Annotated in this window: 18 protein-coding genes; 8 read left to right on the top strand and 10 right to left on the bottom strand. The window is 70.7% G+C overall.

Going from position 1 to position 21,544, the window contains the following annotated elements; all coding sequences use genetic code 11:
* Positions 1–91 precede the first annotated feature (91 nt).
* Positions 92–2,551, bottom strand: a complete 2,460-nt coding sequence (locus tag ACIBJG_RS18145) for an ATP/GTP-binding protein (RefSeq protein ID WP_399308503.1) — start codon at positions 2,549–2,551, stop codon at positions 92–94.
* A 444-nt stretch (positions 2,552–2,995) separates the two neighbouring features.
* On the opposite strand from ACIBJG_RS18145, the gene gabT reads away from it, so the two are divergent.
* Both gabT and ACIBJG_RS18135 read left to right on the top strand, forming a co-directional pair.
* A complete protein-coding gene (gene gabT, locus ACIBJG_RS18140; protein ID WP_399308502.1) occupies positions 2,996–4,336 on the top strand; it encodes a 4-aminobutyrate--2-oxoglutarate transaminase in 1,341 nt (446 codons plus the stop codon).
* 147 nt (positions 4,337–4,483) lie between these two features.
* Positions 4,484–5,302, top strand: a complete 819-nt coding sequence (locus tag ACIBJG_RS18135) for a phosphatase PAP2 family protein (protein WP_399308501.1) — start codon at positions 4,484–4,486, stop codon at positions 5,300–5,302.
* Here ACIBJG_RS18135 and ACIBJG_RS18130 read toward each other — a convergent pair.
* The 8 genes from ACIBJG_RS18130 to ACIBJG_RS18095 all read right to left on the bottom strand — a co-directional run bounded on the left by ACIBJG_RS18130 (position 5,253) and on the right by ACIBJG_RS18095 (position 15,134).
* The gene (locus ACIBJG_RS18130) at positions 5,253–7,082 is read right to left on the bottom strand and encodes a chitinase (protein ID WP_399308500.1); all 1,830 of its coding nucleotides are present in this window, start codon (positions 7,080–7,082) and stop codon (positions 5,253–5,255) included. The genes ACIBJG_RS18135 and ACIBJG_RS18130 overlap by 50 nt on opposite strands.
* Positions 7,083–7,346: 264 nt before the next feature.
* A complete protein-coding gene (locus tag ACIBJG_RS18125) occupies positions 7,347–7,796 on the bottom strand; it encodes a hypothetical protein (RefSeq protein WP_399308499.1) in 450 nt (149 codons plus the stop codon).
* Positions 7,797–7,933: 137 nt separating this feature from the next.
* Positions 7,934–9,349, bottom strand: coding sequence for an NAD(P)/FAD-dependent oxidoreductase (locus tag ACIBJG_RS18120; RefSeq protein WP_399308498.1), 1,416 nt, complete (start codon positions 9,347–9,349; stop codon positions 7,934–7,936).
* A gap of 23 nt (positions 9,350–9,372) precedes the next feature.
* Positions 9,373–10,173, bottom strand: a complete 801-nt coding sequence (locus ACIBJG_RS18115) for an ABC transporter permease (RefSeq protein ID WP_399308497.1) — start codon at positions 10,171–10,173, stop codon at positions 9,373–9,375.
* Positions 10,173–11,099 (bottom strand): ABC transporter permease, encoded by a 927-nt coding sequence (locus ACIBJG_RS18110; protein WP_399308496.1) that lies wholly within the window; start codon positions 11,097–11,099, stop codon positions 10,173–10,175. The genes ACIBJG_RS18115 and ACIBJG_RS18110 overlap by 1 nt, the downstream gene beginning before the upstream one ends.
* A complete protein-coding gene (locus tag ACIBJG_RS18105; RefSeq protein WP_399308495.1) occupies positions 11,096–12,244 on the bottom strand; it encodes an ABC transporter ATP-binding protein in 1,149 nt (382 codons plus the stop codon). The genes ACIBJG_RS18110 and ACIBJG_RS18105 overlap by 4 nt, the downstream gene beginning before the upstream one ends.
* An 82-nt stretch (positions 12,245–12,326) precedes the next feature.
* Positions 12,327–13,577 (bottom strand): spermidine/putrescine ABC transporter substrate-binding protein, encoded by a 1,251-nt coding sequence (locus ACIBJG_RS18100; RefSeq protein WP_399308494.1) that lies wholly within the window; start codon positions 13,575–13,577, stop codon positions 12,327–12,329.
* Between the two features lie 42 nt (positions 13,578–13,619).
* The gene (locus tag ACIBJG_RS18095; protein ID WP_399308493.1) at positions 13,620–15,134 is read right to left on the bottom strand and encodes a gamma-aminobutyraldehyde dehydrogenase; all 1,515 of its coding nucleotides are present in this window, start codon (positions 15,132–15,134) and stop codon (positions 13,620–13,622) included.
* Positions 15,135–15,340: 206 nt separating this feature from the next.
* Here ACIBJG_RS18095 and ACIBJG_RS18090 point away from each other — a divergent pair, with 206 nt between their 5' ends.
* Positions 15,341–15,919 (top strand): NADAR family protein, encoded by a 579-nt coding sequence (locus ACIBJG_RS18090; RefSeq protein WP_399308492.1) that lies wholly within the window; start codon positions 15,341–15,343, stop codon positions 15,917–15,919.
* Positions 15,920–15,964: 45 nt separating this feature from the next.
* Here the strand turns inward: ACIBJG_RS18090 and ACIBJG_RS18085 are convergent, their stop codons facing one another.
* Complete coding sequence (locus ACIBJG_RS18085) at positions 15,965–16,756, bottom strand: DUF4190 domain-containing protein (RefSeq protein WP_399308491.1); 792 nt, start codon at positions 16,754–16,756, stop codon at positions 15,965–15,967.
* 121 nt (positions 16,757–16,877) lie between these two features.
* Here ACIBJG_RS18085 and ACIBJG_RS18080 point away from each other — a divergent pair, with 121 nt between their 5' ends.
* The 5 genes from ACIBJG_RS18080 to ACIBJG_RS18060 all read left to right on the top strand — a co-directional run bounded on the left by ACIBJG_RS18080 (position 16,878) and on the right by ACIBJG_RS18060 (position 21,472).
* Positions 16,878–17,912 (top strand): adenosine deaminase, encoded by a 1,035-nt coding sequence (locus ACIBJG_RS18080; protein WP_399308490.1) that lies wholly within the window; start codon positions 16,878–16,880, stop codon positions 17,910–17,912.
* A gap of 24 nt (positions 17,913–17,936) precedes the next feature.
* The gene (locus ACIBJG_RS18075) at positions 17,937–18,668 is read left to right on the top strand and encodes a glycerophosphodiester phosphodiesterase (RefSeq protein ID WP_399308489.1); all 732 of its coding nucleotides are present in this window, start codon (positions 17,937–17,939) and stop codon (positions 18,666–18,668) included.
* A 64-nt stretch (positions 18,669–18,732) separates the two neighbouring features.
* Positions 18,733–19,539, top strand: a complete 807-nt coding sequence (locus ACIBJG_RS18070) for an SAM-dependent methyltransferase (RefSeq protein WP_399308488.1) — start codon at positions 18,733–18,735, stop codon at positions 19,537–19,539.
* Complete coding sequence (locus ACIBJG_RS18065) at positions 19,539–20,747, top strand: sensor histidine kinase (protein WP_399308487.1); 1,209 nt, start codon at positions 19,539–19,541, stop codon at positions 20,745–20,747. Before ACIBJG_RS18070 ends, ACIBJG_RS18065 begins: the two co-directional genes overlap by 1 nt.
* Positions 20,744–21,472: a response regulator gene (locus ACIBJG_RS18060; RefSeq protein WP_399308486.1), complete on the top strand. Its 729-nt coding sequence runs from the start codon at positions 20,744–20,746 to the stop codon at positions 21,470–21,472. The genes ACIBJG_RS18065 and ACIBJG_RS18060 overlap by 4 nt, the downstream gene beginning before the upstream one ends.
* Positions 21,473–21,544: the final 72 nt, after the last annotated feature.

Below are 21,544 nucleotides of genomic sequence, written 5' to 3'. Positions count from 1 at the left end.
GAGGGGACGATTTCGCCGTCCCGTATGAACGGCTCCGGGCGATTGTGCCAGGGTGGCAGAGTCCCCGTCGCCGCAACTCCGGCGCGGACCGTCAGTCGCCCAGCCGCACCAGGAGCGGCGGGGCGTGTGCGCCGTCGACGGTGGTGAGGGAGAGCACCGCGTGGCCGGCGGGCATCTCGTACGCGAGGCCGGAGGCGGACCACCGTTCCCGCTCGACCTGGCGCACGGTCACCGCGTCCGTGGTGACGGCCTTGCCGGTGGCCAGTTTCCGCAGGGCGTGCAGGGCGCGGGTGAGGGGCTGATCGGCGAAGACGCCGTGCTGGGCGACCTCGCGGACCTCCACCCACTCCTTGCCCCAGGCCTCGGCGAAGCGTTTGCCGTCCCACGTGGTGACCCCGGGGAAGGCCATGGTGCAGCCGACCGCGCCGAGCAGCGCGGTGTGCAGTTCCTCCGGCACGTCGTCCAGGGTGCGCAGGGCGAGGACCGCCCCGGCGTTGACGGAGCGCAGCCGGCGGATGCCCCGGACGGTTTCGGCGGTGACCGTGTGGGTCGCGTCGTCCAGGACCAGGCAGACGAAGAGGGAACGGTCGGCGCGGGCCGCGGTGATCGCGTTGAACTGGGCGAGGATCAGACGGGCCAGCACCCGGGACGCCTCGGCGTGGGCGCGCTCCGGCAGCTCGATGCGTACCCGCAGCGGGTGCTGCTCCAGGGAGCGCAGCGAGAACGGGCGAGCCTCGCTCCCGGTGGCGAAGAACCCGGCGAAGGCCGGCCGGTCGAGCACGGCGATCCGGTCGGCGAGGACGGCGGCAGGGTCACCGGCGCCGCCCGCCTGACGCTGCCGGGCATCCAGCTCCCGCAGCATCGCGTGGTGACCGGCGGACTCCAGGGCCTCACGCAGTCCGCCCAGCGCGGCCGCGGAGCCTTCGAGGAGTTCACGGAGTTCGGGTACGCCGGGGAAGGTGCCGTGAACGGCGCGGTACGGGCCGAGCAACTGGCCGAGCGCGGTCGCCGCGCGCCTGGTGTCCAGGGCGGGGAGGTCTCCGGCCAGTCCCTCGGCGAGGGCGGCCGCCGCCTCGTCGGGGTCGGTCGTTCCGCCGTACAGGTCGAAGTCGTACACGGAGGCGGGGTCGCCGATCCTGACGACGACGTCGTAGGCCCCGTCCGGGCCGAGCCGGTCGCCGGCCCCGCCGACGGCGAGCACCGCCGCCTGGCCGGTGAGCGCCCGCAGGGCGAGGGATTCGACGACGGGCCGCACCACCCGTTCCGTCTTGCCCGTGCCGGGCGGTCCGACGACCAGCAGCGAGGTGCCCAGCGACGCGGGTTCCAGCGCCATGCCCGAGCCGCGGCGCGCATAGGGATTGCGTGGGTCGTCGGCGCATTCGCCGATGCGGACCTGGCCGGTGAGCGGGTCGTGCACCGCGGTGCGCCGGGGCAGGTCCCGGCGGCCGGAGGGGTGGAGGAAGGCGTCGGCGCCCTTGCGCAGCACGGTGTCGGTGAAGGAGGAACGCCCCTCCGGGCGGGTCCGGGCGGCGCCCCAGGCGTGGCGCAGCCGTACACAGTCGATGTCGTTCAGCCGGTCGGCGCGCAGGGCCGCGGTGAGCGCCTCCGCGGCGTCCGTGCTTCCGGCGGTCCGCAGTTCCGGCCAGTGGGCGAGGTCGGGACCGGCCTGTGCGGGAGCCGTTCGTGGCTGGTCCGGAGCGGGTTCACCGCGTCCGAGAAGGGGGCCGAGCTCCGCCGCCCACTGGCCGGTCCTGGCGAAGGGCCACACGATCGCGGTACCGATCAGGGCGTAGGCCACGATCGAGACGAGGAGCGCCGCGTACTGGTTGCCGCCACCCTGCATCCAACTGGTCGGCACCGCGGGCAGGATGACGTCGGCGAGCGGTACGCGCCTGGTCCAGACGAGCCATACGGCGAGTACCGCGCCAAAAGCCGAGACCACCAGCCTGGCCCGGCCGAGCCTGGGGCCGGCGAAGTAGCGGAAGACGTGGGCCCAGCCGCCGATCCGGGCGGCCCAGAAGCCCAGGCCGAGTACCAGGACCTGGTAGTAGAGCGTCGTGGAGTTGACCACCAGAGCCGGCGCGTCATCCTTCAGACCGCCGAGCAGCCACCATTCGGGGCCGGTGATGATCTCGATCGGCTTGGACACGTAGGGGACGGCCCGCTCCGTGAGCAGCAGCCACAGCAGGAGCCACAGAACCATCGTGGCCAACGGACCCACCAGCGAGGGTCGCGGCGGCCGCTCGGCGGCCCGTGGCACGTGGGCGTACCGCCAGACGCCCGGCCCGGCCTCGGGGCGGGGCGCGTTCAGCCATTCGGCCGTGTCCGACCGCGGCCCGGCCTGCCCGGGGGCTGTCGCGGGCCGCTTCGGGGCTGCGGGTGGCGGGACCGTCGGAGGGAACGGGGGCGGGGCAACCGGCGGCGGGCCGGGCGGCAGCGCGGGCGGCGGGCCTGCCGGATGCGGCACCGAGCTCCCGGGCCGGCCGTCGGGCGGCTGCGCACCCCGCGCACCCCGCGCGCCCCGGGTGCCGTGCGTGCCTTCGTTGTCCATGAACCGTTGCCCCCTGACCAGCCAGGTCCGACCGCTGCACCGGCCAATCTAGTGCGCGGACACGGTGAGTTCAGCCAGGCGCCCGGATAGTGACGGGCGGGGGGGGGCGCGCCGTCCCCGTACCGCCTTCTGTCCGTCGCGGACAAGGACACACCGGTCACCACTCCCGATCGGAGCATGCCGCACCCCCACCCCCACCTCTAGGCTCTGTACCGAGTTGCCCCGCGGCGTCACGGGGCTGGGCACGCGCGCTCGCGGCGTTGCCGAAACGCCCTGGTAGCTCCTCCCCCATAGCCTGAAGGGCATGGGAGGTGCCCCCTCCCAGGGCGCTCCGGCGCCTTGTGATCGCACGCACCCAGCCCCGCTCCTTCGTCCGCGGGACAACTCGGTACAGGCCCTAGCCTGCAGAAAGAGAAGCGTCCGAAACACCCCCAGGAGCCCCGCATGACCGCAATTCCGCAGGAGCGCCGCGTCGTCACTGCCATTCCCGGCCCGAAGTCCGCGGAGCTGCAGGCCCGCCGGCTTGCGACGGTCGCCGCAGGTGTGGGCTCCACCCTGCCGGTGTTCACCGCCCGCGCGGGCGGCGGGATCATCGAGGACGTGGACGGGAACCGTCTGATCGACTTCGGTTCGGGCATCGCCGTGACGTCCGTCGGCGCCTCCGCCGAGGCCGTCGTGCGTCGCGCCTCCGCCCAGCTCGCCGACTTCACCCACACCTGTTTCATGGTCACGCCGTACGAGGGATACGTCGAGGTCTGCGAGCAGCTCGCCGAGCTCACCCCGGGCGACCACGCGAAGAAGTCCGCGCTGTTCAACTCGGGCGCCGAGGCCGTGGAGAACGCGGTGAAGATCGCCCGCGCCTACACCAAGCGCACCGCGGTCGTCGTCTTCGACCACGGCTACCACGGCCGGACCAACCTCACGATGGCGCTGACGGCGAAGAACATGCCGTACAAGCAGGGCTTCGGCCCGTTCGCGCCCGAGGTGTACCGGGTGCCGGTGGCGTACGGCTACCGCTGGCCGACGGGCGCCGAGAACGCCGGTGCGGAGGCGTCCGCCCAGGCCATCGACCAGATCACCAAGCAGATCGGCGCGGACAACGTCGCCGCGATCATCATCGAGCCGGTCCTCGGCGAAGGCGGCTTCATCGAGCCGGCCAAGGGCTTCCTCCCGGCGATCGCGCAGTTCGCCGAGGACAACGGCATCGTCTTCGTCGCCGACGAGATCCAGTCCGGCTTCTGCCGCACCGGCCAGTGGTTCGCCTGCGAGGACGAGGGCATCGTCCCGGACCTGATCACGACTGCCAAGGGCATCGCGGGCGGCCTTCCGCTCTCCGCCGTGACCGGCCGCGCCGAGATCATGGACGCCGCGCACGCCGGCGGCCTCGGCGGCACGTACGGCGGAAACCCGGTCGCCTGCGCGGGTGCACTCGGTTCCATCGAGACGATGCGCGAGCTGGACCTGAACGGGAAGGCGAAGCGCATCGAGGAGATCATGAAGGGCCGGCTCTCCGCGATGCAGGCGAAGCTGCCGAACGGCGACCTCATCGGTGACATCCGCGGCCGCGGCGCGATGATCGCGATCGAGCTGGTGAAGGCGGGCACGAAGGACCCGAACCCGGAGGCCGCCGCCCAGCTCGCGAAGGCCTGCCACGCCGAGGGCGTCCTCGTCCTCACCTGTGGCACGTACGGCAACGTCCTGCGCTTCCTGCCGCCGCTGGTGATCGGCGAGGACCTGCTGAACGAGGGCCTCGACGTCCTCGAGCAGGCGTTCGCCGGGGTCTGATCCGACCGGCCCCGGGGCAGTGCACGGCGTTTCCTCCGGGGATGCCCGATGCACCGCGTGAGAGCCTGTGAAGAAGGTGTGCGGGGGCGATGGCGGGATACCGTTCCCGCTGTCGGTCCCCCCTCGCCTGACGTACGGTTTCCGCAGATGAGAGAAACACCCCGCCCGCAGGGGACTGCGGGCGATGCCGGGTCGGAGCTTCCCCAGCGCCGTCCTGGTTGTGCCTTCGCGCACACCACTGGGGCCTCTGGCTCCGGAACTCCTCACCGATCGGATGGCCGCCCGTCCCACACCCCCCGGGGCGCGCGGCACACCGGTCCCACCGTCCGGCCCGGAACAACCCCCCCTGTTCCGGGCCGGACGGCCCTTTTCCTCTCAGTCGTGTCGGGCCTGTCGGCCCTGTTCGCTCTCACCACCTGGCAGATCGCGGCCGATGGCCCGCTGCGCCGCCTGGACGAGCGCACCGGACGGGCCCTCGTCGGACACGGCCCGCAGTGGCTCACCGAACTCCTCGCCGATCTCGGCAACATGCAGGTCGCGCTCCCGGTCCTCGGCTGCGCGATCGTCTGGGCCCTGGTGCGCGGTGGGCGCCGGGCGCCTCTGGCCGCCGCCGTGACCATGGCCGCGGTGCCGCTGCTCGTCGTCCCGCTCAAGGACTGGATCGCCCGCCCGGGGCCGCTGACCGATGCCACCGGCTACTACCCGTCGGGTCATGCGGCGACCGCCGCGGTCGCGTACGGCGGCGCTGCCCTCCTGCTCTCCCCGTACGTACGGCGCGCATGGATGATGCCCGTCGCCGCCGTCCTTCTGACGGTGGCGACGGGCATCGGTCTGGTGCTCCGCGGCTACCACTGGCCGCTCGACGTGGCCGGCAGCTGGTGCCTGTGCGGAGTGCTGCTCGTCGTGCTTCGGGTGCTCAGCCGACGAAGTAGGCGTCGAAGTTCTTCGAGAACTCCCAGTTGTTGAAGCGGTCCCAGTTGACGGACCACGTCATCAGCCCGCGCAGTCCCGACCACGTCCCGTGCGTGGCGTAGGCTCCGCAGTCGGTCTTCTTCGTCAGACAGTTCAGCGCCTTGGTGACCTCGGCCGGCGAGGTGTGTCCGTTGCCCGCCTGGGTGGAGGCCGGCAGGCCGATCGCGACCTGGTCGGGGCGGAGACCGGGGAAGATCTTCGTCTGGTCGCCCGCCACCGGGAAGCCGGTCAGCAGCATGTCGGTCATCGCGATGTGGAAGTCGGCGCCGCCCATCGAGTGGTACTGGTTGTCCAGACCCATGATGGAACCCGAGTTGTAGTCCTGGACGTGCAGCAGGGTGAGGTCGTCGCGCAGGGCGTGGATCACCGGGAGGTAGGCCCCGGCGCGCGGGTCCTGACCGCCCCACGGCCCGGAGCCGTAGTACTGGTAGCCGAGCTGCACGAAGAAGGTCTCGGGGGCCATGGTGAGGACGAACTTCTCGCCGTACTTGGCCTTGAGGGTCTTCACCGCGGAGATCAGGTTGACGACGACCGGTGTGGTGGGGCTCCGGAAGTCGGTGTCGCCGGTGTCGAGCGAGAGCGAGTGGCCCTCGAAGTCGATGTCCAGGCCGTCCAGACCGTAGTCGTCGATGATCTTGCTGACCGAGGAGACGAAGGTGTCACGGGCAGCGGTGGTGGCGAGCTGCACCTGGCCGTTCTGGCCGCCGATGGAGATCAGCACCTTCTTGCCCGCGGCCTGTTTGGCCTTGATGGCCGCCTTGAACTCGGCCGCGGACTCGACGTTCGGGCATTCGGTGACCGGGCAGAGCGAGAAGCGGATGTCGCCGGAGGTGACGGAGGTCGGCTCGCCGAAGGCCAGGTCGATGACGTCCCAGGAGTCGGGCACGTCCGCCATTCGGGTGTAGCCGGAGCCGTTGGCGAAGCTGGAGTGAAGATAGCCGACGAGCGCGTGGGCCGGCAGGTCCGAGCCACCGCCCCCTCCGCCGCCACCCGCTGTCGTGGTGGCGGAGACGGCGGCGGACTTCGCCGACTCGCCCGCCTCGTTGGTGGCGGTGACCTGGAAGCTGTACGCGGTCGAGGCGGCGAGGCCCGTCACGGTCACCGAGGTGCCGGTCGCGGAGAGGACCTTCGTACCGCCCCGGTAGATGGTGTAGCCGGTGGCCCCCGGGGCGGCGGTCCAGGACAGCGGGACCGAGGACGAGGTGGGCGTGCCGGCCCTGAGGCCCGCGGGGACCGCCGGGAGCACGACCGGGTCGCCGCCGGGGCCGACGAGGGTGAGGTCGTCGGCGTAGTAGGCGGGGGTGCCGTACCAGCCGTGCGTGTACACGGTGACCGAGGTGGTCGACGCACCTGTCGTGAACGTCGTGGTGAGCTGCTTCCAGTCCCCGGCGGACTGCGTCCAGGTGGACACGTCGGTGGTGCCGGTGCCCGCTGCGCCCAGGTAGACGTAACTGCCCTGCACCCAGGCGCTCAGCGTGTACGTGGAGTCGGGCTTGACCTTCACGGTCTGGGAGCACTTGGCGTTGTCGCTGCCGGCCGGGGTCGCCTTCAGCGCCGAGGTGCCGCCGTGTACGGGCGTGCTGACGGCGGCTCCGCTGCCGCCCGTACAGTCCCAGCCGGTCAGGCCGGCCTCGAAGGTGCCGTTGCGAGCCAGATCGGCGTCGGCCGCGGCGGCGCTCGGCGCCGTGGCGGCCAGGCCGCCGGCGGCCAGCAGGACGGCCGAGAAGGCGGCCAGAAGTCCGGTCATGCGGGCGGGGGGTCCCGTGCGTTCCACAACGGCCTCCGTGCAGGGGGTAATTGGGTGGTGGCGCACAACATGGTCCAGACCAATCGGGTTGTCAAGACCTCTGGCGTCTGCCCTTAGGTCCTGTCTGGAGTTCCAGCGCGGGAGAAGGAGCGGCGTCCGGTGCCGTCGAATCCAAGGCGGAGGAGGGAGTCGACGCGGAGCGTCGGCGACTGACGACACCGCCGGAGACGGCGGTGCCGGACGCCGTGACGCCGTGACGCCGTGACGCCGCGGGGGAACTCCAGACAGGACCTAGGACCTCCCTCCCGCCGCGGCCTCGTGCATCGCCAGCTCCAGCAGCGTGGCGTCGGTGAGCGTGCCGGATCCGTCCGGCGGGATCAGCCAGCGCACCCCTCCGACGACGGCCCGCCCCGGGTGCGGGACGACGATCCAGGTGCCCTGACCCGCGCCCCGTACCCCCGTGCCCATCCAGCGGGCGACCGTGCCCGGCGGCACGAAGAAGCCCATGCGGGCGTCGCCGAAGTCGGAGAGGACCGGCCCGGGCCGGTCGATGAGGCGGGTGAGCACGTCGAGCGTCGGATAGCCCAGCTCCCCCGGCAGAATCAGCACATCCCAGCGCCGGCCGGCGGGCAGGAGCGCGATCCCCCGCGGATTGCGCTCCCATTCCCACCGGCAGGCGTCGGGATCCGGTGCCACCGACGCAAGCCATTCGACTGCTGCCTTGACCCCCGTGCCCGTCATGGCCGGCCTCCGTTCCGTGTCGCACCGGCACGAGTTGCCGGTGCGTTCACCCGGAGAGAGAGGCGGCGGGCCGATCCATTACGCGGGTTCGGCTACCAATCGGTAGTGAGCTGGGTCACGAGGGCGCACCCGGTGACTCAGCTGTCGAAGCCGAGGCCCACGCGGTCCATCGTCCGCAGCCACAGATTGCGGTGGCCGCCGTTGTCGTCCGCCCTGGCCAGCGACCGCTTCGTCAGTTCGATCCCGGCCCACGCGAGGGGCTCCGGCGGGAACGGCATCGGCTTGGTCCGCACCATCTCCAGAGCGGTCCGCTCGGTCGGTGCGCCCGCGAGGAGGTCGAGCATGACATCGGCACCGAACCGGGTGGCCCCGACGCCGAGTCCGGTGAATCCGGCGGCATAGGCGACCCGGCCCCGATGGGCCGTTCCGAAGAATGCGGAGAAGCGGGAACAGGTGTCGATCGCACCGCCCCAGGCATGACTGAAACGCACGCCCGCCAATTGCGGGAAACACTCGAAGAACTGTCCGGCGAGTTTCAGGAACGTCTCGGGCCGCTGGTCGAGTTCGGCGCTGAGCCGGCCGCCGTACGGATAGATCGCGTCATACCCGCCCCACAGGATCCGGTTGTCCGCGGAAAGCCGAAAGTAGTGGAACTGGTTGGCGCTGTCCCCGAGCCCCTGCCGGTTCTTCCAGCCGATGGCGGCGAGCTGGTCCTCGGTCAGCGGCTCGGTCATCAGCGCGTAGTCGTAGACCGGGACGGTGTACGGGCGGACCCGCTTCACGAGCGAGGGGAAGATGTTCGTTCCCAGGGCGACGCGGCGGGCGAGGACCTTTCCGTACGGCGTGCGGACCGCCATTCCGGTTCCGGTTCTGGCCAGCTCCAGCCCGCGGGTGTGTTCGTAGATCCGCACGCCGAGGTCGAGACAGGCCTGCTTCAGACCCCAGACCAGTTTGGCCGGATGCAGCATCGCGACGCCCTGCCGGTCCCACAGGCCACCCAGGAATGTCGGTGAGTCGACTTCTGCGCGCAGCGCGTCACCGTCGAGGAACTCGACCCCGCCGAAGCCGTGCCGTTCGGCCTGCTCATTCCATTCGCGCAGCTCTTCGAGCTGGTGGGGCTGGGTGGCGACGTCGATCTCGCCGGTGCGCTCGAACTCGCAGTCGATGGAGTAGCGGGCCACGGCCTCCTCGATGGCGTCGAGGTTGCGCGCGCCCAGCTCCTCCAGCGTCTTGATCTCGTCGGGCCAGCGCTCCAGACCGTTGGGCAGGCCGTGGGTGAGGGAGGCCGCGCAGAACCCACCGTTGCGGCCCGAGGCGGCCCAGCCCGTCTCGTGCCCCTCGATCAGTACGACATCGCGTTCCGGTTCGCGCTCCTTGGCGAGCAGCGCGGTCCACAGTCCGCTGTAGCCGCCGCCGATGACGAGCAGATCGCAGTGCTCGTCGCCGGTGAGCGCGGGAAGTGCCTCGGGCCTGCCGGGGTCGTCCAGCCAGAACGACACCGGCTTCGCGTCGGCGAGTGATCGTGCAGCAGTACGCATGGCAGCTGGGGCCATGGTTTCCAACTCCTTCGGGACTTTCAGGGTCGTGCGTTCTTCCGCCGGTTCGCGATCAGCTGGCCGACGAGAACCACCAGTACCGCAATGATGAACATCGCCGTACCGATGACGTTGATCTGGACGGGTGTGCCACGCTGCGCCGAGCCCCAGACGAACATGGGGAAGGTGACGGTGGAACCCGCGTTGAAATTGGTGATGATGAAATCGTCGAAGGAGAGCGCGAAGGCGAGCAGCGCTCCCGCGGCGATTCCGGGGGCGGCGATCGGCAGCGTCACCCGTACGAACGTCTGGACGGGCCCCGCGTAGAGATCGCGGGCGGCCTCCTCCAGCTTCGGGTCCATCGACATGACGCGCGCCTTGACGGCCGTCACGACGAAGCTGAGGCAGAACATGATGTGCGCGATGAGGATCGTCCAGAAGCCGAGCTGCGCGCCCATGTTGAGGAACAGCGTGAGCAGCGACGCGGCCATGACGACCTCGGGCATCGCCATCGGCAGGAAGATCAGCGAGTTGATCGCACCGCGTGCCCGGAACCGGTAGCGGACCAGGGCGAAGGCGATCATCGTCCCCAGCACGGTCGCGCCGACCGTGGCCCAGACGGCGATCTGGAGGGAGAGGGAGAGCGAGCCGCACATGTCGGCGACGCCGCAGGGGTCCTTCCAGGCGTCCAGCGAGAAGCGCTGCCAGGAGTAGTTGAAGCGCCCGTTGGGCTTGTTGAAGGAGAACACCATCACGACGATGTTCGGAAGGATCATGTAGGCGAGGGTCAGCAGACCCGCGATGACGATCAGATGGCGTCGCAGCCAGCGCAGTACGGGCATCAGACCAGGTCCTCCGTCCCGGAGCGGCGGATGTACAAGGTGACCGCGATCAGGACGACCGCCATGAGGATGAAGGAGAGCGCGGCCGCGGTCGGATAGTCGAGGACGCGCAGGAACTGGGTCTGGATGACGCTGCCGACCATCTTGGTGTCGGTGGAGCCCAGCAGTTCCGCGTTGACGTAGTCACCACTGGCCGGAATGAAGGTCAGCAGCGTCCCGGAGACGACACCCGGCATCGACAGCGGGAACGTCACCTTGCGGAAGGTGGTGGCGGGGGTCGCGTACAGGTCCCCGGCCGCCTCGTGCAGCCGCCCGTCGATCCGCTCCAGCGAGGTGTAGAGCGGGAGGATCATGAACGGCAGGAAGTTGTACGTGAGACCGCAGACGACCGCCATCGGGGTGGCCAGGACGCGGTTGCTCTCGGTCCAGCCGAGCCAGCTGGTGACGTCCAGGACGTGCAGTGTGTTCAGTACGTCGACGACCGCGCCGCCGTCCGCGAGGATCGTCTTCCAGGCGAGCGTACGGATCAGGAAGCTGGTGAAGAACGGTGCGATGACCAGCACCAGCACCAGGTTGCGCCAGCGGCCCGCCTTGAACGCGATGAGGTAGGCGAGCGGGTAGCCGAGGAGCAGGCACAGGATCGTCGCGGTGCCCGCGTACAGCAGGGACCGGATGAACTGCGGGTAGTAGTCGGTCAGCGCGTCCCAGTACGTCTGGAAGTGCCAGGTGACCTCGAACCCCTTCTCCAGGGATCCCGTCTGTACGGAGGTCGAGGCCTGGTAGACCAGCGGCAGCGCGAAGAAGACGACGAGCCACAGGATGCCGGGGAGCAGCAGCCAGTACGGGACGAGGCGCTTGCGGGTGGAGGGCTCCCGCAGGACCGGCTCGGTGGCGGGGGCCGGTGGTGCCTCCTTGGTGAGGCTCACGCCGCGTCCTCCACCGTCTCCACACCGGCGTCGATGTCCTGGGCGGCGTCCAGGCCGAAGGTGTGCGCCGGGTTCCAGTGCAGGACGATCTCGGCTCCGGCGGTGAGCCGGGTGTCGCGCTCGATGTTCTGCTCGTAGACCTGCAGGGCCTTGCCGGCCGGGCTCTCCACCACGTACTGCGTGGAGACCCCGATGAAGCTGGAGTCGACGATCCGGCCGGTGACCCGGTTGCGGCCCTCCGGTATCGCGTCGGCGTCGTCGCGGTGCGTGAGCGAGATCTTCTCGGGGCGGATGCCGAGCAGCAGCCTGCCGCCGCTCACGGTCGGCGCCGGACACCGGCCGGCGGGCAGCCGGAGCTTGCCGCCGCCGGCCGATACGACGATGTCCGTGCCGGTGGAGAGGACTTCGCCCTCGATGAGGTTCGAGGTGCCGAGGAAGTTGGCGACGAACGTCGTCCGCGGATTCTCGTAGAGGTCGGCGGGGTCGCCGAGCTGCTCCACCCGGCCCGCGTTCATCACCGCGACGGTGTCGGCCATGGTCATGGCCTCCTCCTGGTCGTGGGTGACGTGGATGAACGTGATACCGACCTCGGTCTGGATGCGCTTGAGTTCGAGCTGCATCTGGCGGCGCAGCTTGAGGTCGAGGGCGCCGAGCGGTTCGTCGAGGAGCAGCACCTGCGGGTGGTTGATCAGGGCGCGGGCTACGGCGACGCGCTGTTGCTGGCCACCGGAGAGCTGGTGGGGCTTGCGCTTCGCGAAGTCGCCGAGCTGGACGAGCTCCAGCATGTCGTCGACCTGCTTCTTGACCGACTTGATGCCGCGCCGGCGCAGTCCGAAGGCGACGTTCTCCGTGATGTCGAGGTGCGGGAAGAGCGCGTAGCTCTGGAAGACCGTGTTGACGGGCCGCTTGTACGGGGGGAGTCCGGTGATGTCCCGGCCGCCGAGCGAGACGGTGCCGGTGGTGGCCTCCTCCAGCCCCGCGATCATCCGCAGAGTGGTGGTCTTGCCACAGCCGGACGCGCCGAGCAGCGCGAAGAAGGAGCCCTGCGGGACGGTCAGATCGAGCGGCCGGACGGCGGCGAAGGAGCCGTACGTCTTGCTGATCCCGGTGAGGCGGACGTCGCCGCCTGTCTGCTGCTGTGTCATGGATCGCAGTCCCAGTGGTGTCAGAGGGAGATCAGGAGAGGGAGGGAGGGCGGGGCGGTCAGGCGCCGATGGGGCGAGGCGGTCAGGCGCCGATGAGCTTGGCGAACTTCTCCTCGTACGCCGTCTCTTCCTCGGCGGTGAGGGAGCGGAAGGCATGCGAGGCGGACGCCATCTTCTTGTCCGGGAGGATCAGCGGGTTGTCCGCCATCGACCGGTCGATCTTGGCGAGTTCCGCGCGTACGCCGTCGACGGGGCAGACGAAGTTGATGTATGCGGCGAGCTCGGCAGCCACCGGCGGCCGGTAGTAGTGGTCCATGAGCTTCTCGGCGTTCGTCTTGTGCCGCGCCTTCACCGGGACCAGCATGTTGTCGCTGGATATGACGTAGCCCGCGGCGGGGATCGCGTACTTGATGTCCGGGTTGCCGGCCTGGAGCTGGATGATGTCGCCGGCCCAGGCGACGCAGGCGGCGATGTCGCCCTTGTCCAGATCCGCGGTGTAGTCGTTGCCGGTGAAGCGGCGGATCTGGTTCCGGTCGACGCCCTTCTGGAGCCGGCCGATCGCGGCGTCGTAGTCGGCGTCGCTGAAGGAGCCGGGGTCCTTGCCCATGTCGAGCAGGGTCATGCCGATGGAGTCGCGCATCTCCGAGAGGAAGCTGACCCGGCCCTTGAGTTTCGGGTCGTCGAGCAGCTGGCTGACGGAGTCGATCCGGCGGCCGCCGGTTGCCTTGGAGTTGTAGGCGATGACGGTGGGGATGCCGGCCCACGGGTAGGAGTAGGCGCGGCCGGGGTCCCAGTCCGGGGAGCGGAACTGGGCCGAGAGGTTGGCGTAGGCGTGCGGCAGGTTCGAGGGGTCGAGTTTCTGCGCCCAGCCGAGGCGGACGATACGGGCGGCCAGCCAGTCGGTGACGCAGATGATGTCGCGGCCGGTGTCCTGGCCGGCCGCGAGCTGCGGCTTGATCTTGCCGAAGAACTCGACGTTGTCGTTGATGTCCTCGGTGTACTTGACCTTGATTCCGGTCCGCTCGGTGAACTGCTCCAGAGTGGGCCGGTGCTTGCCGTCGTCGGTGACGTCCATGTACTCGGTCCAGTTGGAGAAGTTGACCTGCTTCTCCTTGGCCGAGTGGTCGTCGGAGGCCGCCGCGGCGTCGCCCTCCCGCTTGGCGGCCGGGATGCCGCACGCGCTCAGCGTCCCCAGGCCGCCGATGGCGAGCGCGCCCATGCCCGAGGCACGCAGCAGCGATCGGCGGGTGAGGGCTCCCCTGCCACTGGTCAGACTCCGGCGCATGGCGGCCAGCTGGGCCGCCGAGAGACGCTCGGGCTCGTAACTCTCCATACGCGTTGCCCTTTCGGGTGGGTGTGCGGCCGGACGGCCGGGCTATCGGTCCCCGAAGATCGTGCGGTGCCAGTCCTTCCGGGCGACCGCGGTGTTGTCGTACATCACGTGCTTGACCTGCGTGTACTCCTCGAAGGAGTACGACGACATGTCCTTGCCGAAGCCGCTGGCCTTGTATCCGCCGTGCGGCATCTCACTGATGATCGGAATGTGGTCGTTGATCCACACGCAGCCCGCCTTGATCTCGCGGGTGGCGCGGTTCGCGCGGTACAGATCGCGGCTCCAGGCGGAGGCGGCGAGTCCGTAGGGGGTGTCGTTGGCCAGGGCGATGCCCTCGTCGTCGGTGTCGAAGGGGAGCACGACCAGGACCGGGCCGAAGATCTCGGACTGGACGATCTCGCTGTCCTGTGCCGCGCCCGCGACCAGGGTCGGCCGGTAGTAGGCGCCGTCCGCCAGTGCGCCACCGGGAGCCTCGCCGCCCGTGACGACGGTGGCGTAGGCGCGGGCGCGCTCGACGAAGCCGGCGACCCGGTCGCGCTGGGCGTGGCTGATCAGCGGACCGAGGTCGGTCTTCGGGTCGAACGGGTCGCCGACCCGGACGGTCTCCATCAGCGCGGCGACGCCCTCGACGAAGGCGTCGTAGAGCGGGCGCTGGACGTAGGCGCGGGTGGCCGCCGTGCAGTCCTGGCCGGTGTTGATGAGGGATCCGGCGACGGCTCCGTTGACCGCGGCCTCCAGGTCGGCGTCGTCGAAGACCACGAAGGGGGCCTTGCCGCCGAGTTCGAGGTGGAGGCGCTTGACGGTGGAGGTGGCGATCTCCGCGACGCGCTTGCCGACCGCGGTGGAGCCGGTGAACGAGGTCATCACGACGTCGGGGTGGCCGACGAGGTGTTCGCCCGCGTCCTTGCCGGCGCCGGTGACGATGTTGATCACGCCGTCCGGGATGCCGGCCTCCGTGGCCGCCTGCGCGAACATCAGCGAGGTCAGCGGGGTGATCTCGGCGGGCTTCAGCACGATGGTGTTGCCGGCGGCGATGGCCGGGAGGACCTTCCACGCAGCCATCTGGAGCGGGTAGTTCCAGGGGGCGATGGAGCCGATGACCCCGATCGCCTCACGCCGTACGTACGAGGTGTGGTCGCCGTCGTACTCGGCGGCGGACTTTCCCTCCAGGTGGCGGGCGGCGCCGGCGAAGAAGGAGGTGTTGTCGACCGTGCCCGGGACATCGAACTCGGTGGAGAGCTTGACCGGCTTGCCGCACTGGAGGGACTCCGCGTACGCGAAGTCGTCCGCCTGCTCGGCGAGGACGGCGGCGAACCGGTGCATGGCCTCGGACCGCTCGGCCGGGGTGGCTCCGGACCAGCCGGGGAACGCCTCGCGCGCTGCGGCGACGGCCGCGTCCACATCGGCGGTGCCGGCCAGCTCATAGGTGTAGACGGTCTCGCCGGTGGCCGGATTCACCACCTCGTGCCTTCGTCCCGATGTGCCGGGCCGCAGTCTTCCGCCGATGTACTGCGCGCCGTCCGCGAAGCGGTCCTGTACTTGGAAGATGTTGCCCATCACGCTCTCCTCCGCCGCTGCCCCGCAGACCGGGGGCGGCGTAGCTTCTGCTCGAGTTGAGTGCCGATCCTGACAGAGGGGACCGAGCCCAACAAGTGATTCCGTTGTTGCCTTTTGGTTACGCGACGGAATCTGTCGACCATGTGTCGCGTCGATGCCGACTTCCCCGTACGGAGTGTCAGTGGCGGATGCCAGACTCGCGTGTCATGGAACACATCGGGGATGTCCGGGATGTCGACGCTCTCGTGTCGCGGGCCGGCGGGGGCGACAGGGTGAAGTACCTGCTGTTCTGGGGCCACCGGCCGCGGCCGGACGGCCGGATCGGTGCGAGCTGCCTCAGTCAGTGGTGGCCGTCGCCGTTCACGGTCGACGGGGTGAGGTATGCGTCGGCCGAGCACTGGATGATGGCCGGCAAGGCGAGACTGTTCGGCGACGCGGAGGCCGCGGAGCGGGCGGTGGCGGCGAAGAGCCCGGCCGAAGCGAAGAAGGTGGGCCGCCTGGTCCGCGCGTTCGACGGGACCGTCTGGGAGCGCGAGCGGTACGGGTTGGTGGTCGCGGGCAGCGTCCACAAGTTCGGCCAGAACCCCGATCTGGGCGGATTCCTGCTGGGCACGGGCGACCGCGTACTGGTGGAGGCGAGCCCGATGGACCGGATCTGGGGGATCGGGCTCGCGGCGGACGATCCGCGTGCGGAGGATCCGGCGACGTGGCGGGGCCTCAATCTGCTGGGCTTCGCGCTGATGGAGGCGCGAGCCGCGCTGCGGGACGAGGCGTCCGGCAGATGAAACGGCCCGCGGGGCGGCGGGATGTCCTCCCACCGCCCCGCGGGATCACCACGGGTGCGTCGCGTCGACGACCACGGAGACCGACGGCTGGAGCGAGCTGTCCTCGTAGCCGGAACGGAAGTCGTCGCTGGCGAGAACCATTCCCAGGAACACCGCACTGATGACGAGGCCGACGGCACCGGTGATGATCCCGGCCAGGGCCACACCGCCGTTGTCTGCCTCGCCCCGAGTGGCCCGGCCCCGCCCTATCAGGCCGAATATCAGCGCGAGGAGGCCGAGGACGATGCCCAGGCCGCACATGCAGAACGTGACCACCGAGATGATGCCGAGCACCAGGGAGGCGACGCCCATCCCGTTCGCGGGCCCGGGTCCGCCCCAGGTGTTCTGGGCATAGCCCGGATACCCGGGGTACCCCGGGGCACCGGGGGCACTCGGGTACCCGCCGGGCTGCGGGCCCGGCGGGGCCGGGTAGCCGTACTGCGACTGCGGCGGGGCCGGGTAGCCGTACTGCCCCCCGGGCGGCGGGGTCGCCTGGCCGGGACCGTTCGGTCCGACCGGCGGGGGCGGTACCGACCCCGGGCCCTGCCAGGGCCCGGCCGGCTGTCCCTGGCCGGGCGGGCCGAAACCGGCCGTGGGTATCGGGCCCGATTCAGCGTTCGGCATCGAGATGACCGTCTGCTGGTCGTGTACGGGCGGCGGGGCGGGATCCCCGGTGGCGTCGTCCGGTGCCGGTCGGGTGTCCCCGGTGTTCTTCTCCAGCGGCACCTTGTTGTCCGGCGGAGCCCACGGATCGCGCGGCGCGGACCCGTCAGCGGGCCGTTCTGAGCTGTCTGACATGGGCCTCCCCCATCGTGATGCCCGTCATGCTACGGGCCGCCCCCGTCCTACGATGACTCCCGTCCCCTGCCCGGGCCCCCGACGTACGGGGCCCGCATCACCCCCGCCCCCGGAGGATCCGATGACCGATCTGCACCCCTTCATCGCGGGGCTGCCCAAGGCCGAGCTCCATGTCCACCATGTCGGCTCGGCCTCGCCCCGCATCGTCGCCGAACTGGCCGCGCACCACCCCGACTCCAAGGTCCCCACCGACCCAGAGGCGCTGGCCGACTACTTCTCCTTCACCGACTTCGGCCACTTCATCGAGGTGTACCTCTCGGTCGTGGACCTGATCCGCACCCCGGAGGACGTCCGGCTGCTGACGTTCGAGGTCGCCCGCGACATGGCGCGGCAGAACATCCGCTACGCGGAGCTGACCGTCACCCCCTTCTCCTCCACCCGCCGCGGCATCCCCGAGCATGCCTTCATGGAAGCCATCGAGGACGCCCGCAAGGCCGCCGAGTCCGAGCTCGGGACCGTGCTTCGCTGGTGCTTCGACATTCCGGGCGAGGCCGGTCTGGAGGCCGCGGAGGAGACCACCCGCCTCGCCGTGGACCTGCGGCCGGAGGGCCTCGTCTCCTTCGGTCTCGGCGGCCCGGAGATCGGCGTGGACCGCCCGCAGTTCAAGCCCTACTTCGACCGGGCGATCGCCGAGGGCCTGCACTCCGTGCCGCACGCCGGGGAGACCACGGGACCGCAGACGATCTGGGACGCGCTGACCTCGCTGCGCGCCGAGCGCATCGGCCACGGCACCAGTTCGGTGCGCGACCCGAAGCTGCTGGCCCATCTCGCCGAGCACCGCATCCCGCTGGAGGTGTGCCCCACCTCCAACATCGCGACCCGCGCGGTCGCGGACATCGAGCAGCACCCGGTCAGGGAGATGGTGGAGGCCGGTGTCCTGGTCACCATCAACAGCGACGACCCGCCCATGTTCGGCACCGACCTCAACAGCGAGTACGGGGTGGCGGCCCGCCTCCTGGGCCTCGACGAGCGGGGCCTCGCCGCGCTCGCGAAGAACGCCGTCGAGGCGTCGTTCCTCGACACGGCCGGCAAGCGCACGCTGTCCGCCGAGATCGACACGTACACAACGGACTGGCTGGAGCACACCGGTCGGTGAGCCCTCGGTGGTGACAATGTCCCCATGGCCACCCCTGTCACCCCCGTCGCCCGCGTCGCCCCTGTCACCGCCGTCGCGCACCGCGGCGATCCCTACCGTGCCCGTGAGAACACGCTCCCCTCGATCCGCTCCGCCCTCGAACGGGGGGCGGACGCGGTGGAGATCGACGTCCGGGTCACCCGCGACGGCGTGCCGGTCCTGCTGCACGACGCCACACTGGAGCGGCTGTGGGGTCATGACCTGCGGCTTGACCGGCTCACCCATCAGGAGCTGACCGAGCTGACCGCGGGCGCGGTGCCGACCCTGCGCGAGGCCCTGCTCGCCGCCGGGGCGCACCGTGTCATGGTCGATCTGCCCGGCTCCACCGACGACTCCGTACGAAAGACCGTCGGCGTGGTCCGGGAGTGCGGGGCCGGTGAGCGCGCCTACTACTGCGCGGGGCCCGAGGCGATGCTGCGGGTGCGGGCGGCCGACCCGTCCGCCGAGATCGCGATGACCTGGACGACGCTCGCGCCGCCCCGGGCCGGGCTGCTGGAGGCGGTTCGGCCGCGCTGGCTGAACTACCGGTTCGGTCTGGTGAGCCGGGAGCTGACGGACCGCAATCACCGGGACGGGCTGCTGGTGTCGGCGTGGACGGCGGACACCGGACGGACGATGCGCCGGCTGATCGGGCAGGGCGTGGACTCCATCACCACCAACCGGATCGACGTCCTGCACAAGGTGATCCTCAACACCACGGCCGTCCGCGGTTCTTGACCGGTCCGGCATCATGTACGGGACCTCATCGTCCCGATGCCAGGCCGGCGCCAAGGAGTCCGCAGTGACCGCCCCCCGCAGCAATTCGCTTCCCGCCCGCGTCCGTTCCGACGTCGCCCACAACGCCCGGGTCTGGAACTACTGGCTCGGTGGCAAGGACCACTTCCCGGTGGACCGGGCGGTCGGCGACCGGGTCACCGGCATGTATCCGAGCATCGGCGAAGTGGCGCGGGCGGACCGGGCGTTCCTCGGGCGGGCGGTCCGGTATCTGGCCGGTGACGCGGGCATCGGCCAGTTCCTGGACATAGGCACCGGCCTGCCGACGGCGGACAACACCCATGAGGTGGCCCAGCACACCGCGCCGGACGCCCGCGTCGTCTACGTCGACAACGACCCGATCGTCCTCGCCCACGCCCGCTCGCTGCTGACCAGTTCGCCGGAGGGTGCGACCGAGTACATCGACGCGGACGCCCGTCATCCGGACCGGATCCTGCGGGCGGCGCAGCCCACGCTCGACCTGGAGCGTCCGGTCGCGGTCATGCTGCTGGGCATCCTGAACTTCGTCCTGGACACGGACGAGGCACTGCGGATCGTCCGGCAGCTGATGGACTCGGTGCCCTCCGGCAGTTATCTGGTCCTCACCCACCCCACGCTGGAGCTGGGCGGCGAAGGCAACGAGGCCGCGATGCGGTTCTGGAACGAGAACGCCACTCCCCCGATCACCGCCCGCGGCCGCTTCGAGTTCGCCACGTTCCTCGACGGGCTGGACATCATCGATCCGGGCATCGTCTCGTGCGCGCGCTGGCGCCCCGGTCCCGGCCCGGCCGGGGCCGAGGTCGCTCAGTTCGGCGCTGTGGCACGGAAGCCCTGATGCGTCTGCGCGGCCTCACGGCGAAAGCGCTCGGGGCCGGGCCACGCACCGTCGACCTGCTCATCGCACTGCTGGTCCTGGCGGCCATGACCATGCCGTTCGTCGTTCCGCGCGCCCCGGACCTGCCGGAGGCGACGTGGACGGCGTACGGACTGACGACCCTGATGGTGGTGCCGTTGGCGGTCCGCCGCCGGGCGCCGGTCGCGGTCCTGCTGGCCGTGCTCGCGGCCGGCGGTCTGTACAAGTTCGCCATCGACGGTCCGGGCCAGCCGCTGCCGTACACCGGCCTCGTGGCCTTCTACACGGTGGCCGAACTCTCCTCCCCGCCGAAGCGGACCGCGATCGCGGCGCTCACCGCACTGGCGGTGCTGGCTTCGGTCGGTCTCGACGGCAACGCCCTGCGGGAGCTGCTCTTCTCCCTCTTCGTGTTCGCCGCGGCCTACGCCTTCGGCCGGCTCGCCGTGACGCGCAAGGCCTATCTGCGGGCCGTGGAGGACCGGGCGCGTCAGCTGGAGCTGACGCACCGCATCGAGGCCGAGCAGGCGGCGGCCCGGGAACGGGCCCGGATCGCCCGGGAGATGCACGACATCCTGTCCCATGCTGTGAGCCTGATGATCGTGCAGGCGGAGGCCGGGCCGGTGGCGGTGCGGGTGGCACCGGAGCGTGCCGAGGCGGCCTTCGACGCGATCTCGGAGACGGGCCGGGACGCGATGGTTCAGCTGCGCCGGATGCTCGGCGTGCTGCGTGACGACGAGGGCGCACCGGACGCGCCGCGCGAGCCGCAGCCCGCGCTGGACGGACTGCCCGGCCTGGTGGAGCGGGTACGTGCGGGCGGTCCGGCGGTCTCGTACGAGGTCACGGGCCATGCCCGGCCGCCCGGTCTGGCGGTCGAGGCCACCGTTTACCGGATTGTTCAGGAAGCCCTGACGAACGTGGTCAGACATGCGGAAGCGACCTCCGTTCGGGTGCGGCTGGAGCACGGGCCCGACGTGTTGACCCTCACGGTCACCGATGACGGACGCGGTCCCGGGGGCGGGTCGGGGCTGGGGCTCACCGGCATCCGGGAACGTGCCGCCGCCCACGGTGGCACGGCCCGCACCGGCCCCGGTCCGGGTGGCCGGGGCTTCCGGGTCGACGTGACGATCCCGCACCCGCGGCCCGAGACGGCACCGGGAGCGGGACGACGGACAGGAGTGGGGCAGCAGTGACGATCCGCGTGGTGGTGGCCGACGACCAGGAACTGGTGCGCAGCGGCTTCGCGATGATCCTGGACGCGCAGCCGGACATCGAGGTGGTGGCCGAGGCCGGCGACGACGCCGCGGCGTACGAAGCCGTGCGGCGGCTGGCTCCCGAGGTGGCACTGCTCGACATCCGGATGCCTGGCACGGACGGCATCGAGGCGTGCCGCGCCATCACGGCCGGGAGCGACTGCCGGACGGTCATGCTGACCACGTTCGACTCGGACGAGTACGTCTACGAGGCGCTGCACGCGGGCGCGAGCGGATTCCTGCTCAAGGACGTCCGCCGGGACGACCTGGTGCACGCGGTACGGGTGGTGGCGGCCGGGGACTCGCTGCTGGCGCCCTCGGTGGCCCGTCGGCTGATCGCCGAGTACACCTCGCGGCCGCCCGCCGCGGCCGTGGAACCGTCGGCGCGCCTGGACGTGCTGACCGCGCGGGAGCACGAGACGCTCCTGTTTCTGGCGCGCGGGCTGTCGAACGCGGAGATCGCGGCCGCGCTGGTCGTCAGCGAGCACACGGTGAAGACGCACGTCGGCAATGTGCTGTCCAAGCTGGGCCTGCGCGACCGGATCCAGGCGGTGATCTGCGCGTACGAGTGCGGTGTCGTCACGCCCTCCCCGGAGGGAGGGCCGGCCGTCCCCTCCCCCGCGCAGGGGAGGAGGCCTCCCCCGAGGAAACCCTCGGACGGGTGATCCGCCCGGGCGCGTGCACCAACAGGATGGATTCCATCAGCAGTTGAGGACTCCACCCGATTCCACGCCCAG

Source organism: Streptomyces sp. NPDC050422 (genome assembly GCF_044458665.1).
Taxonomy (GTDB): domain Bacteria; phylum Actinomycetota; class Actinomycetes; order Streptomycetales; family Streptomycetaceae; genus Streptomyces.
This window is presented reverse-complemented; position numbering and strand designations above follow the sequence as displayed.

Bases quoted from the DNA above. Each gene is read 5' to 3' on its own strand.
- ACIBJG_RS18145 (WP_399308503.1), bottom strand. From the start codon at position 2,551: ATGGACAACGAAGGCACGCACGGCACCCGGGGCGCGCGGGGTGCGCGG.
- gabT (WP_399308502.1), top strand. From the start codon at position 2,996: ATGACCGCAATTCCGCAGGAGCGCCGCGTCGTCACTGCCATTCCCGGC.
- ACIBJG_RS18135 (WP_399308501.1), top strand. From the start codon at position 4,484: ATGAGAGAAACACCCCGCCCGCAGGGGACTGCGGGCGATGCCGGGTCG.
- ACIBJG_RS18125 (WP_399308499.1), bottom strand. From the start codon at position 7,796: ATGACGGGCACGGGGGTCAAGGCAGCAGTCGAATGGCTTGCGTCGGTG.
- ACIBJG_RS18120 (WP_399308498.1), bottom strand. From the start codon at position 9,349: ATGGCCCCAGCTGCCATGCGTACTGCTGCACGATCACTCGCCGACGCG.
- ACIBJG_RS18115 (WP_399308497.1), bottom strand. From the start codon at position 10,173: ATGCCCGTACTGCGCTGGCTGCGACGCCATCTGATCGTCATCGCGGGT.
- ACIBJG_RS18105 (WP_399308495.1), bottom strand. From the start codon at position 12,244: ATGACACAGCAGCAGACAGGCGGCGACGTCCGCCTCACCGGGATCAGC.
- ACIBJG_RS18100 (WP_399308494.1), bottom strand. From the start codon at position 13,577: ATGGAGAGTTACGAGCCCGAGCGTCTCTCGGCGGCCCAGCTGGCCGCC.
- ACIBJG_RS18095 (WP_399308493.1), bottom strand. From the start codon at position 15,134: ATGGGCAACATCTTCCAAGTACAGGACCGCTTCGCGGACGGCGCGCAG.
- ACIBJG_RS18090 (WP_399308492.1), top strand. From the start codon at position 15,341: ATGGAACACATCGGGGATGTCCGGGATGTCGACGCTCTCGTGTCGCGG.
- ACIBJG_RS18085 (WP_399308491.1), bottom strand. From the start codon at position 16,756: ATGTCAGACAGCTCAGAACGGCCCGCTGACGGGTCCGCGCCGCGCGAT.
- ACIBJG_RS18080 (WP_399308490.1), top strand. From the start codon at position 16,878: ATGACCGATCTGCACCCCTTCATCGCGGGGCTGCCCAAGGCCGAGCTC.
- ACIBJG_RS18075 (WP_399308489.1), top strand. From the start codon at position 17,937: ATGGCCACCCCTGTCACCCCCGTCGCCCGCGTCGCCCCTGTCACCGCC.
- ACIBJG_RS18065 (WP_399308487.1), top strand. From the start codon at position 19,539: ATGCGTCTGCGCGGCCTCACGGCGAAAGCGCTCGGGGCCGGGCCACGC.